14 protein-coding genes and 6 tRNA genes are annotated in these 12,473 nt (G+C 73.8%); 9 read left to right on the top strand and 11 right to left on the bottom strand.

Annotated features, from left to right (window positions below):
• From IE217_RS26595 to IE217_RS26585, 3 genes are all read right to left on the bottom strand, one after another.
• A complete protein-coding gene (locus tag IE217_RS26595) occupies positions 1 to 456 on the bottom strand; it encodes an SRPBCC family protein (RefSeq protein ID WP_190180485.1) in 456 nt (151 codons plus the stop codon).
• Positions 457 to 841: 385 nt separating this feature from the next.
• Positions 842 to 913, bottom strand: a tRNA-Val gene (locus IE217_RS26590).
• Between the two features lie 81 nt (positions 914 to 994).
• The gene (locus IE217_RS26585; RefSeq protein WP_190180484.1) at positions 995 to 1,513 is read right to left on the bottom strand and encodes a TIGR02611 family protein; all 519 of its coding nucleotides are present in this window, start codon (positions 1,511 to 1,513) and stop codon (positions 995 to 997) included.
• 190 nt (positions 1,514 to 1,703) lie between these two features.
• On the opposite strand from IE217_RS26585, the gene IE217_RS26580 reads away from it, so the two are divergent.
• Together IE217_RS26580 and IE217_RS26575 are read left to right on the top strand one after the other, a co-directional pair.
• The gene (locus tag IE217_RS26580; RefSeq protein ID WP_004002642.1) at positions 1,704 to 2,117 is read left to right on the top strand and encodes an SsgA family sporulation/cell division regulator; all 414 of its coding nucleotides are present in this window, start codon (positions 1,704 to 1,706) and stop codon (positions 2,115 to 2,117) included.
• 307 nt (positions 2,118 to 2,424) lie between these two features.
• Positions 2,425 to 2,985 carry a CGNR zinc finger domain-containing protein gene (locus IE217_RS26575; RefSeq protein ID WP_190180483.1) on the top strand — a complete coding sequence of 187 codons (561 nt, stop codon included), beginning with the start codon at positions 2,425 to 2,427 and terminating at the stop codon, positions 2,983 to 2,985.
• Positions 2,986 to 3,122: 137 nt separating this feature from the next.
• Here the strand turns inward: IE217_RS26575 and IE217_RS26570 are convergent, their stop codons facing one another.
• Together IE217_RS26570 and IE217_RS26565 are read right to left on the bottom strand one after the other, a co-directional pair.
• The gene (locus tag IE217_RS26570) at positions 3,123 to 3,275 is read right to left on the bottom strand and encodes a hypothetical protein (RefSeq protein WP_189707182.1); all 153 of its coding nucleotides are present in this window, start codon (positions 3,273 to 3,275) and stop codon (positions 3,123 to 3,125) included.
• Positions 3,276 to 3,462: 187 nt separating this feature from the next.
• Positions 3,463 to 3,918, bottom strand: a complete 456-nt coding sequence (locus tag IE217_RS26565; RefSeq protein ID WP_190180579.1) for a hypothetical protein — start codon at positions 3,916 to 3,918, stop codon at positions 3,463 to 3,465.
• Positions 3,919 to 4,137: 219 nt separating this feature from the next.
• Here IE217_RS26565 and IE217_RS26560 point away from each other — a divergent pair, with 219 nt between their 5' ends.
• Positions 4,138 to 4,659 (top strand): DsbA family protein, encoded by a 522-nt coding sequence (locus IE217_RS26560; protein WP_190180482.1) that lies wholly within the window; start codon positions 4,138 to 4,140, stop codon positions 4,657 to 4,659.
• Between the two features lie 47 nt (positions 4,660 to 4,706).
• Here the strand turns inward: IE217_RS26560 and IE217_RS26555 are convergent, their stop codons facing one another.
• The 3 genes from IE217_RS26555 to IE217_RS26545 form a co-directional block, all read right to left on the bottom strand.
• Positions 4,707 to 5,531: a GNAT family N-acetyltransferase gene (locus IE217_RS26555; protein ID WP_190180481.1), complete on the bottom strand. Its 825-nt coding sequence runs from the start codon at positions 5,529 to 5,531 to the stop codon at positions 4,707 to 4,709.
• Between the two features lie 98 nt (positions 5,532 to 5,629).
• The gene (locus IE217_RS26550) at positions 5,630 to 6,451 is read right to left on the bottom strand and encodes an aminotransferase class IV (RefSeq protein ID WP_190180480.1); all 822 of its coding nucleotides are present in this window, start codon (positions 6,449 to 6,451) and stop codon (positions 5,630 to 5,632) included.
• Entirely contained in the window at positions 6,448 to 7,503 is a 1,056-nt protein-coding gene (locus tag IE217_RS26545; RefSeq protein ID WP_190180479.1) for a chorismate-binding protein, read from the bottom strand. The genes IE217_RS26550 and IE217_RS26545 overlap by 4 nt, the downstream gene beginning before the upstream one ends.
• Positions 7,504 to 7,680: 177 nt before the next feature.
• Between IE217_RS26545 and IE217_RS26540 the strand changes: the two genes are divergently transcribed.
• The 5 genes from IE217_RS26540 (at position 7,681) to IE217_RS26520 (ending at position 8,147) form a co-directional block, all read left to right on the top strand.
• A tRNA-Gly gene (locus IE217_RS26540) sits at positions 7,681 to 7,753 on the top strand.
• 37 nt (positions 7,754 to 7,790) lie between these two features.
• Positions 7,791 to 7,864: transfer RNA gene (locus tag IE217_RS26535), tRNA-Cys, on the top strand.
• A gap of 1 nt (position 7,865) precedes the next feature.
• Positions 7,866 to 7,937: transfer RNA gene (locus IE217_RS26530), tRNA-Val, on the top strand.
• 23 nt (positions 7,938 to 7,960) lie between these two features.
• Positions 7,961 to 8,032 (top strand) — tRNA-Val (locus IE217_RS26525).
• 43 nt (positions 8,033 to 8,075) lie between these two features.
• Positions 8,076 to 8,147, top strand: a tRNA-Val gene (locus IE217_RS26520).
• Between the two features lie 103 nt (positions 8,148 to 8,250).
• Here the strand turns inward: IE217_RS26520 and IE217_RS26515 are convergent.
• The 3 genes from IE217_RS26515 to IE217_RS26505 form a co-directional block, all read right to left on the bottom strand.
• A complete protein-coding gene (locus IE217_RS26515) occupies positions 8,251 to 8,541 on the bottom strand; it encodes a TFIIB-type zinc ribbon-containing protein (protein ID WP_190180478.1) in 291 nt (96 codons plus the stop codon).
• Positions 8,542 to 8,621: 80 nt separating this feature from the next.
• Positions 8,622 to 9,638, bottom strand: coding sequence for a phosphotransferase (locus IE217_RS26510; RefSeq protein ID WP_190180477.1), 1,017 nt, complete (start codon positions 9,636 to 9,638; stop codon positions 8,622 to 8,624).
• Between the two features lie 198 nt (positions 9,639 to 9,836).
• The gene (locus IE217_RS26505) at positions 9,837 to 10,031 is read right to left on the bottom strand and encodes a hypothetical protein (protein ID WP_189707168.1); all 195 of its coding nucleotides are present in this window, start codon (positions 10,029 to 10,031) and stop codon (positions 9,837 to 9,839) included.
• A 589-nt stretch (positions 10,032 to 10,620) separates the two neighbouring features.
• On the opposite strand from IE217_RS26505, the gene IE217_RS26500 reads away from it, so the two are divergent.
• Positions 10,621 to 11,994 (top strand): serine/threonine-protein kinase, encoded by a 1,374-nt coding sequence (locus IE217_RS26500; RefSeq protein ID WP_190180476.1) that lies wholly within the window; start codon positions 10,621 to 10,623, stop codon positions 11,992 to 11,994.
• The last annotated feature ends 479 nt before the right edge of the window (positions 11,995 to 12,473 follow it).

The raw sequence follows: 12,473 nt of genomic DNA, 5'->3' as shown, positions 1-12,473 counted from the left end.
TCAAACCGCTTCCAGGTGGGCCGCCAGGCCCCGCCGTCCCGCGCGCATCATCAGCCGGTGGTTCAGCCGGAACACCGGCCGCCCGGGCACGGCGAAGCGCCTGAGCAGGGGTTTGTTCACGCGGACCGCCTGGTCGTAGCGGGCGAGGGTGCCGGCGCCGTGCGCGGTGAGGGTCCAGCGCGCCCAGCCGTCGAGGTCGCCGGTCATCGTGACCTCCAGGACGCCGGCCGCCGGGTCCCTGCGCACCTCGCGCGCGGTGACGGTGATGTCGTACGGCAGCACGGAGCGGATGCGGACGACGCCGGTCACCTCGCCGGACCGCCGCACCTCGCGCACCTCCCGGATCTGCGGCCACCACCGCGGATAGTCCTCCATGCGCGCGAGCGCCTCGTACACGGCGGCCGGCGGCGCGGGCAGGGACCACAGGCTGCGGAAGCGGTAGTGGGTCCAGTCCATGGCCCTCAGTGTGCCCGCCGCGCGCCGCGCTCCCCCGGCATCTGAGTACGCGTACTCATGGCCGTGCGGCAGGACGCGGACCACACTGGGCGCGAGCGCCGCCGCCCGTGCGGCGGCGCTTCCCCACCAGCCCTTATGTGATTGCGGATCGGCCCCTTCCTGCTTACGGGCAAAGGAAAGTGACGGCGTTTTGGAAAACGCCGGGGATTTTCCGCCGGGCCGGTGCGGGGAAGTGCTCATGGAATGCGCGGCGAGCGGAAAGGCGCTCTTCGCCGATCCGTCCGCGCGCCTCTTCCGATGTCGTCACGAGTAACGGACCGTCACCGTCCGGTGGGTGAACGACGGCGGCCCGCCTGCGTGATCGCAGACGGGCCGCCGGTCCGGGTGGGCGATACTGGGTTCGAACCAGTGACCTCTTCGGTGTGAACGAAGCGCTCTCCCACTGAGCTAATCGCCCGGGCGCAGGAAGAACATTACCGCATGTCAGCGGATGCCCGGGACCAGGCCCCGGCGGCCCCGGACGATCACCGGCGCGCGCTCACCGGCCGCGGATGTTCCAGGGCGTCGTGAAGCCGTACTCCGACACGTAGAACCCGAGCAGGATCCCCGCGATCACCAGGCCGATCACCGTCAGGGCGATGTTGCGGCGGCGCACCTCGGGGTCGAGGGCCCGCTGGGCCGCCTCGGTGACCTTTCGCTTGGTCCAGCGCAGGACGAGCTGGGCCCAGACGAACTCGGTCGCCCAGATCGCCATGCCGCCGAAGATCACCACCCAGCCCGGTCCGGGCAGCGGGAGCATGACGACTCCGGCGCCGACGACCGCGAGCCCGACGACGAAGACCCCGACCTGCCAGCTGAGGTGCAGCACGCGGCGTGACCGGACGAAATCGGGCGCGCGTGAGCCGAGGCCCTGCCGCTCCGGCGCCTCGCCGGCGTCCCCGGCCTTCGCGGCCTCCCCGGCCCCGTCGCTCCCGCCGGCCCGGCCGGTCCCCGTCTCGCCCTTCGCCCCGTCCGACACCACGGCACCACCGCCCGCATCGTCACTCCCCGTATTCACGTGCTCGACACTACCGGAGAGAAACAAGTCACCGTAATGGACGTACCGAGCGAACAGGTTCTCGGCCGGAAGAGTTACGTAAAGCCATGCAAAACACTCAGAGGGGTTTACAACGGCACCGTAGGTGGCATGTCGATTTCGCCGACGTGCGAATCCCCGAGCGCACACTGAGCGAAAGGCCCTGGCGCTTATGAACACCACGGTCAGCTGCGAGCTGCACCTGCGCCTCGTTGTGTCGAGCGAGTCCTCCCTGCCTGTCCCCGCAGGCCTGCGGTACGACACGGCCGACCCCTACGCCGTGCACGCCACCTTCCACACCGGAGCCGAAGAGACCGTCGAGTGGGTGTTCGCCCGCGACCTCCTGGCCGAGGGGCTCCACCGTCCCACCGGGACCGGCGACGTCCGTGTCTGGCCGTCGCGCAGTCATGGCCAGGGCGTCGTGTGCATCGCCCTGAGCTCCCCGGAGGGCGAGGCTCTGCTCGAGGCCCCGGCGCGGGCCCTGGAATCCTTCCTGAAGCGGACCGACGCCGCCGTGCCGCCCGGCACGGAGCACCGGCACTTCGATCTGGATCAGGAGCTCTCGCACATCCTCGCGGAAAGTTGACGACCGGCCCTCGAGGCCCATCGAGCTGCCCGTTGCCGTCCACTCGGGGAGACGGCTCGGGCCAGGACAACCGCATACGGGATGCACCGGCACCGGCCCGCCACGGGCCGGTGCCGGTGTGCGTGCGGGGCTGTCACACAGCGTGAGGGGTGGGCGACCGTCGGCTGCGCAGGCCGGGCCGGGCGGCCTGATGTGGCCGTCAGCGCCGTCCCCCGCGCGTGCGGGCACTGCTCGGGGGACGGCGGACCCACTACCATCGGCCTGCATCGGCGGGCGTGTGCCCGATCCCCAGGGCAGGGAGCGAAACGTGCTGATCACCCACGACACCCGGTGCGCGCTGGAGACCGTGGTGGATCTGGTGAACACCGCACCGGAGGACGACACGGCGCCCGACGGGCTGCCCGGAGTCGCTGCGCTCACGGAGTTCGTACGGGGCCACAAGATCAGTGATGTCGGGACGCTGTCGGAGTTCGACCTCTCGGCGGTGCGCAGGATCCGCGGCCGGTTCGCCGGGATCTTCGCGGCCCCCGACGCCCGGACGGCGGCGGGGATGATCAACGAGCTCGTCGCCGCGGCGGGCACCACGCCCCGGCTGACGGACCACGACGGCTACGACTGGCACGTGCACTACTTCGCCCCCGGCGCCTCGGTCGCCGACCACCTGGCCGCCGACTGCGGGATGGCGCTGGCCTTCTTCGTGGTGGCCGGGGAGCAGGAGCGGCTGCGGCGCTGCGAGGCGCCGGACTGCCGGCGCGCCTTCGTCGACCTCTCCCGCAACCGCTCGCGGCGGTACTGCGACAGCCGGACCTGCGGGAACCGGCTGCACGTGGCCGCGTACCGGGCGCGCCGCAAGGAGGCCACCGGCTGACGCCGTGGCCCGGCGGACGGGCGTGGCCCGGCGGACGGCGCGGTCCGGCGGCGGGCGCGGCCCGGCGGAAGCCGTGGCCCGGCGGACGGCGTGTCGTCGGTCCCCGGCGGGTGACGCCGAGGACCCACGGTTATGGCTCACAGCAACAGCAGGTCGTGCAACGCAGCCATGAGCAGCAGACACCCGATCACCGCAAGGAAGATCATCAGCGGCGGCTGGGATAGGGCGAAGAGGCACCCGCGCGGCTCGTCCTGCTGCGGCGCGGCCTCGCTCTGTGTCGTGTCCACCATCTCGCGGCGATGATGACGCAGCGGACAGCGCGGACGCGATCAACACGCCAGGATCTTGCGGGAGTTCGCCGGATTCCGTGATCTTCGTTTCGCTTCGGGCCGGACCTGAACGGTTCCGGCCGCGCCGTGGGCACCCTGTGTCGTTTCCCCACGGACGCTCCGTGGTGTCCCCGCGGTCACCTGGAGGTCATATGCCGTGCTTCTTGAGGATGGCCTCGATGTCGCTGAAGTCCTCGTCGGAGCGGGGCGCGGCGGCCGCGCGGCCGGAGGGCCGGGTCGCGGGCGGCCCGGACCGGGGCAGGGAAGGCGCCGAGGCGGCCGGTGCTACAGGGCCGCCGCCCTGCTCCGCCCCTCGGGCCGCCGCCCTGCGCTCCTTGCGGGTGCCGCCGCGGCGCCGCTCGACCGCGCGGGTCGTGGCGAAGAGCACCCAGGCGCAGCCGAGCAGGCCGAAGCCGGCCCAGGCGGTCGGGCTGAAGGCGGTGTCGGCCAGCCAGCCGACGACGCCGGTCATCACCAGCGCGACGGGCACCAGGGCGTAGGCGGCGATGCGGGCGGCGGACAGGAAGCGCCTGCGGTACGCGGTGACCGCGGCGATGCCCAGGCCGGCCGCGGAGACGGCGGAGCAGACGGTCTCGGCAATCATCCGGTCCTCCAGGCAGGGCTCGTCGGGGTCGGGCGGTTCGTCCCTTCCATCCTGCACCGCCGCCACCCCGCGAGGCCATGCCGCGGGCCGATCTCCGGGCCGATATCGGGGTCGGCGTCCGGGAGATCTCGGGGTCGTCTCGGGGTCGCCCCCGGCGTGGGCGTCCGCTGCCTTGATCCCGATTGGGTGCGCACGCCTCCGGCCTGGGACACTGGCCCCATGAGCGACCCCTCCCCCGCCCGCGCCCAGGTCCCGGTTCTCGACGTGTGGTGCGAACTGCAGTGCCCCGACTGCCGCACCGCGCTGGACGACCTGCGCGCCCTGCGCGCGCGCTACGGCGACCGGCTGGAGCTGCGGCTGCGGCACTTCCCGCTGGAGAAGCACAAGCACGCCTTCGCCGCCGCGCAGGCCGCCGAGGAGGCCGCCGCGCAGGGGAAGCTGTGGCCCTACGTCGAGGCGGTGCTCGGCCGGGTGGCGGACCTGGACCGCGAGGGCGAGTCGCTGCTGGTCTCCGTGGCCGGTGAACTCGGCCTGGACGCCGAGGAGTTCGACACCGCGCTGATCGACGGCCGGCACATCCTGATCGTGGACGCCGACCAGGCCGAGGGCAAGGCGATCGGCGTGACGGGCACGCCGACCTACGTCGTCGGCGGTGAGCGCCTGGACGGCGGCAAGAGCCAGGAGGGCCTGCGCGAGCGCGTCGAGCAGATCGTGGACCGGCTGCTGGCCGAGCAGGGCTGAGAGGGCCGAAGCACTCGCCTCCGGCGGGAGCGGCGGCCCTTTTCCGGCTAAAGCAGCACCTTGTACATGGCGTACACGACCGGCTCGTAGCCCAGGGAGGCGTACAGGCGCTCCGCCGGGGTGTTGCCGGCGAAGACGTTCAGGCCGATGACCTGTCTGCCCGCCGCCAGCGCCTGCCGCTCGGCCAGCAGCATCAGGGAGCGGCCGTGGCCCCGGCCGCGGAAGCGCGCGTCGGCCTCGACGTCGTAGACGAAGGCCTTGTCGTCGGCGACCGACAGCCACAGGGTGCCGACGGGGGTGTCCTCGTGCTCGAGGACGCTGAGCATCATGCCCGGGGTGGCGAGTCCCCGCGGGAGCAGCCTGGCGTGGTCGGCCTCGGACTTGGCCCACGCCTGCTCCGGGGGCACACCTCGGTCGATCCAGCTCTGGGCGTAGCCGGCCTTGCCCTCCTCGAGCCAGGGGCCGTACTCGGCGTCGGTGAGCGCTCTGCCCCGGGTTCCGGGGGGCAGTGCGGGGGCCTCGGGACCGAGCCGCTTCTCCATGCCGCGGTTGCGCTGGACGTAGCCGAGGGCGGTGACGAGGCGTACGGCGGCCTCCGAGCCGGCGGGTACGGAGGCCTCGATCCGCTCGCAGCCCCAGTCGCGTGCCACCTCCTCGGCGGCGAGCGCGGCCACCGTGCCCCGGCCGCGGCGGCGGTCCGGCTCCTCGATGCGCAGATCGAGCAGCCGGGCGACCGCCGGTCCGAAGACGGGGTGCGTCGCGAGGTGCGCGGCGCCTACGGGACGGCTGTTCACGCACACCTGGTAGCGGCGCGAACGGGTGCCGTCGGGATGCTGCTGGAGCGGCTCGAGCGGCCGCAGGGTCGTGGTCATCAGGGGATTTCTACCCCCGAAGGCCCCTCAAGTCAGCCGGATTTCCCGGCCCGGCCTCGCGGATCTCCCGCCCACCAGGGGCGTCCCGCCCCCGCCGGTCACGGATCGAGGTCGTCCCCGGCCCGCTCCTCGAAGACACGCATCGCCTTGGCGGTCACCGGGCCCGGCGCACCCGCCAGTTCGCGCTCGTCGACGCGGTGCACGGCCTGGATGTCGCGCAGGGTGGAGGTGAGGAAGACCTCGTCGGCGCGGTCCAGGACGTCCAGCGGAAGGTCGGTCTCCCTGGCGCCGGTCCACTCGACGGCGAGCTCGCGGGTGATGCCGGCCAGGCAGCCGGAGGCGAGCGGCGGGGTGTGGATCTCACCGTCGAGGACGACGAAGACGTTGGACCCGGTGCCCTCGCAGAGCTGTCCGACCGTGTTGCCGAACAGGGCCTCGGACGCGCCGTGTTGGTGGGCGCGGGCGAGGGCGACGACGTTCTCCGCGTAGGAGGTGGTCTTCAGGCCGGTGAGGGCGCCGCGTTCGTTGCGCGTCCAGGGGACGGTGACCACGGCGGTGGAGTCGGGGCGGCGGGTGGTGGCGCCGAGGGCGACCACCAGGGTGGGTCCCTGGTCGCCGCGGTCGGAGCCGAGGGGGCCGTGGCCGCCGGTGTAGGTGATGCGCAGCCGGCCGAGCGGCATCGGGTTGGCCTCGAGGACGGCGGCGCAGGCGCGGCGGACCTCGTCGTGGTCGGGGTCGGGCAGGCCGAGGCCGCGCGCGGAGCGGGTCAGCCGGTTCAGGTGGCGGGTGAGCGCGAACGGCGTGCCGTCCGTCGCCTTCACCGTCTCGAAGATGCCGTCGCCCACGGTCAGGCCGTGGTCCAGGACGGAGACACGGGCGGACTCGATGTCCCGCAGCCCGCCGTCGAGCCAGATCTTCATGTCTGCAGTCCCTCTCCAGTCTCCTCGTACGTGCCCGACGCTACCGCGAGCAGGCGGGCCGCCTTCAGCTCGGTCTCCCGCCACTCGCCCTCGGGGTCGGAGTCCCAGGTGATGCCGGCGCCGGCGCCGAAGCGCAGCACGGCCGCGCCGCCCAGGGCGCGGTCGATCCAGAACGTACGGATGCCGACGGCCAGCTCGCCCGTGCCCCGGTCGGCGTCGACCCAGCCGATGCCGCCGCAGTAGGGACCGCGGGGCGCGGTCTCCAGGGCGTCGATGATCCTGAGGGCGCTCGACTTGGGCGCGCCGGTGATCGAGCCGGCCGGGAAGGCCGCGTCGAGCAGCTCGGGCCATCCGGCGTCGGGGAGCAGTTCGCCGCGGACCGTGGAGACGAGGTGAACCAGGCCGGGGTGCTTCTCGACGGCGCACAGGTCGGGGACGGTGACGCTGCCGGTGGTGCACACGCGTCCGATGTCGTTGCGGACCAGGTCGACGATCATCACGTTCTCGGCGTGGTCCTTGGGCAGGAGTTCCGCCTCGGTGCGGGCGGTGCCCTTGATCGGGCCGGACTCGACGGTCCGTCCGCGGCGGCGCAGGAAGAGCTCGGGGGAGGCGGTGGCGATCTCGACGCCGTGCTCCGGCAGCCGGATCGTTCCGGCGTACGGGGCCGGGTTGCCGCGGGCCAGCACGGAGGTCAGGGCGTCCACGTCGGCGTCGGGCGCCACCGGGGCGGAGAGCACGCGGCAGAGGTTGACCTGGTAGACCTCGCCGGCCGCTATGTGCTCGTGGATGCGGCGCACGCCGGCGGTGTACGCGGCGCGGTCCATGGAGGACGTCCAGTCGCCGGCGGCCGGACCGTGCCACCGGCCGGGCACGACGGCGGGCACCGGGACCTCGCGCACGTCCCGGAAGCGGACGCAGGTCAGCCGGCCCTCGTAATCGGCCGCGACGGCCCAGAAGCCGGTGGAGTCCAGGGCCGCGGGATCGCTGGTGACGTCGGCCGGACCGGTGGCGAGGCGGTCGCCGAAGCGGGCGAGAGGAGGCAGGTGGAGCACAGGGCCGAGTCTATGGCGGCTGCCGCGCCGGCGGTCCGGGCGTGTCCTTCCCGGTGCCTGACCAGGCGCTCCGGCGGACGCACCGCAGCACGCTGCACAAACGCGTTTTTGTACTGGCCCGGGAATCCGCTAGAGTTCAACACGTCGCCGGGACGCGCAAGCGCACCGAAACGACAGGCGGACGTAGCTCAGTTGGTAGAGCGCAACCTTGCCAAGGTTGAGGTCGCGAGTTCGAGCCTCGTCGTCCGCTCGAAGGAAGAGGGGATCCCGTGGGTCCCCGCACTCCTGGTGGAGTGGCCGAGAGGCGAGGCAACGGCCTGCAAAGCCGTCTACACGGGTTCAAATCCCGTCTCCACCTCCAAGGACGATTAGCTCAGCGGGAGAGCGCTTCCCTGACACGGAAGAGGTCACTGGTTCAATCCCAGTATCGTCCACTGAAGCCCCAGGGCTTCGACCCGCGCGATTAGCTCAGCGGGAGAGCGCTTCCCTGACACGGAAGAGGTCACTGGTTCAATCCCAGTATCGCGCACGCAGTGCCCATGATCCGCTCCACCGGGTGGTCGTGGTCCCGAGGACGATTAGCTCAGCGGGAGAGCGCTTCCCTGACACGGAAGAGGTCACTGGTTCAATCCCAGTATCGTCCACACGCACCGAAGCCCCGGCCGTGCCCCACGGCCGGGGCTTCGTCGTTCCCGGTGCCTGCCGATGCCTGCCGGCGCGGTCGGCGGCGGCAGGCACCGGGCGGTGTCAGGACGAGAAGAGCATGTGCCCGAAGCTCTTGTGGCGGTGGTGGCCGTAGTGACCGTGCCCGCCACCGTGGTGGCCTCCGTGCGGGGCGCCCCAGGCGGGGGCCGGCGGGGCCGGGTAGGCCTGCGGGGCGGGCGGCGGCACGGGCTGGGACCACTGGGACTCCAGGCGGGTGAGCGCCTCGAGCTCGCCGTAGTCCAGGAAGATGCCGCGGCAGCCGCTGCACTGCTCGATCTGGACGCCGTTGCGGTTGTAGGTGTGCATCGGCGCATGGCACTTCGGGCACTGCATGGTCGGCTCAACTCCTCGCCGGTCGGTCCTGCTTCGGTTCTCGCCAGGACAGACTCCGCCCGGCTGCGGTCGGTTGCACCCTACTTCGCCGGACCGCCGTCCAACTCCGGCGGAAGGCCGCTCATTCGGTCGCAGGCGTCCACGACGGCCTGTTCGATCTCGTCCAGCGGGCGGCCGTCCCGGGTCGCCCTGACGATGGCCAGCGCGGCGGTCTGCACGGTGAGGGCGCGGGCCGGGACGTCCAGGGCGGGCCAGGGGTCGCCGTCCGCGGGAACGGCGGGGCCGGCGGCCGCGCGGTAGGCGGTCAGGAAGCGGGTCCACTCGTCGGGCGGCAGCAGCCCGCACGCGTACCAGGCGGCGGGCCGGGCCAGGTCCCAGGCCGGTACGCCGGTGCCGAGGTCGTCGACGTCGATGAGCAGCCAGGGTCCGTCCGGCGCCGGGTGCCGGACGAGCTGGCCGAGGTGCAGGTCGCCGTGGCAGAGGGCGCCCTCGCCGGGCATGGGCGCCTCGTCGCACGCCCAGGCGGGCAGGGTGGACCAGGCGCGCTCGACGGGGCGGGCGGCGGGGTGGCCGGGCGCGGTGGCACGGAGCCTGGCCAGGGCCCGGGCCGCCTTCGCGGGGCCGCGCATGGGCGGCGGGGCCGGCGACGGTACGGGGCTGCGGTGCAGACGCGCCAGGAGGACGGCCGCGGCTTCCCAGGGGGCGGAGTCGGGGGCCTCGGGATCCACCGGGGCGCCGTGGGGCCAGAGGGTCACCTGGCGGGGATGCCGGGAGTCGCGGTGGGTCGGGTCGGGTGCGGTGTTGCGGGCGGGAGTGCCGCGGGGGCCGGGAATCAGGGCGCCGAGGGGGAGGAGCGTCCGGGTGAGCGGGGGCAGGAAGACGCCGGGGAGGGCGGCGGCCGTGGCGAGGCGGAGCGCCAGGGCGGCCGGGTCGGTGCCGGGGGCGTGGGCCTTGGCCACGACGCCGGCGTGGCGTACCACGGTGGCGTCGGGGCGGTCGGCGAGGACGGCGGCCGTGCAGGGGCAGTGGCCCGCGATCTCGTGGGCCGCCCTGGTGGCCTGTGCGGCCAGCTCGGGCAGCGGGGCGTCGGCGGTCACGGGGCTCCCGGTGGCTCCTGGAGTACGGCGGCGACGGCGAGCCTACGTGAGACGGTCCCGGACTCCCCCGGGAAGGGCGATGCCGGCGCAGCTCCCCAGCTGCGCCGGCATCCTGCCGTCCGCCGCACCCCCGTCCCCACGGGGTTTCATGGGTGGATGTCCCCGCCCGGACCGCTCTTCCGGGCCTGGGGTCGCCGCTCAGCGCCCCAGCATCACGCCCACGGACGACGCCTGTGTGGCCACTGTGTTCCAGCCGTCGAAGACCAGCAGGAGCAGGGCCGCCAGGGGAAGGGCCATCACCGTCGCCACCAGCGGGTGACGGCGGCCCGTACGGCGGGGGCGTGCGAAGCGTCCCTGCGTGCGCAGCAGCGTCCGCGGTGCCGTGTGGGCCATGGTCCCTCTCCTGACCGTCTCGGTTGTCGTTGGCAGCGGCGGGTGTCTGACCTCGGGGGACGAGTGCTGCACCCGCCGCTTGACCTCAAATCTAGGCGCGCGCGGAAGACCGGTCGTCATGCCCTCGTACCGATTGGCGGGCCTCCCGGAGGATGAGCCGTGACCTGGGGACTACTCCCCTGGGTGGAGACGGGGACCCGGGTCTCGGGGTCTTCCCGGAGGGGGTGCCCGGTGTGCCCGGCTTCCCGGCCGCGCGGTGGTGACTTCGCTCACTTCCACTCCGCTCCGGCGCACCTTTCCCGTGGTCCCGAGCACCGCTTCGCCGGTCGCCGTCCCCTGTCCGCGCGCCTCGCGTCACGTGCGTCCGGCGGTGTCGGCAAGATCGCGCCCGGCCTGTTCAACCCCCTTTGTGTCACCGGTGGTTGGGATCATGGGCCGTATGCGCCGGTTGGCCCGTTCCGGTTGCTGACCGACCTTCAATTGTGCTGTCCCGTACCGACAATCGATCGGGTGGAGAGGGCGCGGCCTCTGCGCGCGAACGGTCCCGGAAACGTAAGCTGTGGCTCGTCACAGGGACCGGGCAGCGGGGATGAACATGGCGATGATGCGCCTGAGGCGCGAGGACCCGCGTGTCGTCGGCTCGTTCAGGCTTCACCGACGGCTGGGCGCGGGCGGAATGGGCGTGGTCTACCTCGGCTCCGACCGCAAGGGCCAGCGGGTCGCGCTGAAGGTCATCCGGCCGGATCTGGCCGAGGACCAGGAGTTCCGGTCGCGGTTCGCCCGCGAGGTCTCCGCGGCGCGGCGGATCCGGGGCGGGTGCACGGCGCGGCTGGTGGCCGCGGACCTGGAGGCGGACCGCCCCTGGTTCGCCACGCAGTACGTGCCCGGGCCGTCCCTGCACGACAAGGTCGCCGACGAGGGTGCGCTGGGCGCGGCGGAGGTGGCCGCGATCGGGGCCGCGCTGTCCGAGGGGCTGGTGGCCGTGCACGAGGCCGGGGTCGTGCACCGGGATCTGAAGCCCTCGAACATCCTGCTGTCCCCCAAGGGGCCGCGGATCATCGACTTCGGCATCGCGTGGGCCACCGGTGCGTCCACGCTCACGCATGTCGGCACGGCGGTCGGCTCCCCCGGGTTCCTCGCCCCCGAGCAGGTGCGCGGGGCGGTGGTCACGCCGGCCACCGACGTGTTCTCGCTGGGCGCGACGCTGGCGTACGCCTCGACGGGGGACTCGCCGTTCGGGCACGGCAGCTCCGAGGTGATGCTGTACCGGGTGGTGCACGAGGAGCCCCACCTGCAGGGCGTGCCGGACGCGCTGGGCCCGCTGGTGCGGGCCTGTCTGGCCAAGGATCCCGAGGAGCGGCCGAGCACGCTTCAGTTGTCGCTGCGGCTGAAGGAGATCGCCGCGCGGGAGGCGCAGGGGCTGGGCGACCCGCGTCCGCCGGCGCCGCGCAGCGCCGAGGCCGACCGGCCGACCGGGCGGCTCGTCGACACGTACCCCGAACAGCAGCGCGCGGCCCATCCGGACGGGCCGCGCCCCGGCCGGCCCGAGCAGCAGCGGGCGCCGCGGCGGCCGCAGGGCTCCTCCCCCGGCATGCCCGGGCCGCGGGGCCGCGGCGGCGGCACGCCGTCCCGTACCGGGGGCTCCCGGCCGACGCCGACGTCCCGGACCGGTTCCCGCACGGGCGGCGGCCGTCCCCTGCCGCGCGGCGGACGGCCCGGCCCGCGCGGCACCTCGACGGGCCTGCGCCCGGCCAACCCCCGGCTGCTGCGCCAGCGCCTGTTCGTCTTCGTGGTGGTGACCCTTCTGGTCGCCCTCGGCATCGCGGCGGCCCAGGGCTGCCAGGGCCCCTCCCGGGGCCTGCGCGACGACCACGACGTACGCATCACCCAGCAACACGGCCCGGGCCAGACGGACACGGCACCCGGCGACCTCGACGCGGCAGCGCCGCGCACAGGGGAGTAGCCCGGGGCGAGCGCCCCACTCCCTCACCGGCCCACCGGACCCTGGGCGACCGCCTCGCGGTCACGCCGGGGCGGCCCCGGACCGGGCGGCCCCGGACCGCACCGCCCGCCCGCAGAAACCAGCACGGGGCCATGCGCCCCCGCCCTGGGCGGTGCGGCCCGAGCCCGTGCGGGCGTGTTGTCGGGTCGGCGGGGCCGAGGCTTGTCGCGGCGGGCGGGTCAGGTCGACGGGGCCGGCGGGTCGCGGCGGCGCGGGCTGGGCCGGCCCGTACGACCGGACCCTGTGCCGCTGATTGCCTTCCGGTCACGCCGCAGGCGGCCCCAGACCGACACCGCCCGCCAGGAACGGGCACCGTGCCGAGCACCCCGCTCCCCCCGGCCCGCTGAGCCCAGGCGCCCCGCGCCGCGCTCCTCCGCCCCGGTTCGAGCCCGGGGCAGCGGCACCGAGGCTTGTCGCGGCGCGCGGCTCAGTGTGGCCGT

This window comes from Streptomyces naganishii JCM 4654, from assembly GCF_014650575.1.
Classification (GTDB): Bacteria; Actinomycetota; Actinomycetes; order Streptomycetales; family Streptomycetaceae; genus Streptomyces; species Streptomyces naganishii.
Note: the sequence above shows the minus strand (reverse complement) of the source record. Positions and strands in the feature narration are given on the sequence as shown.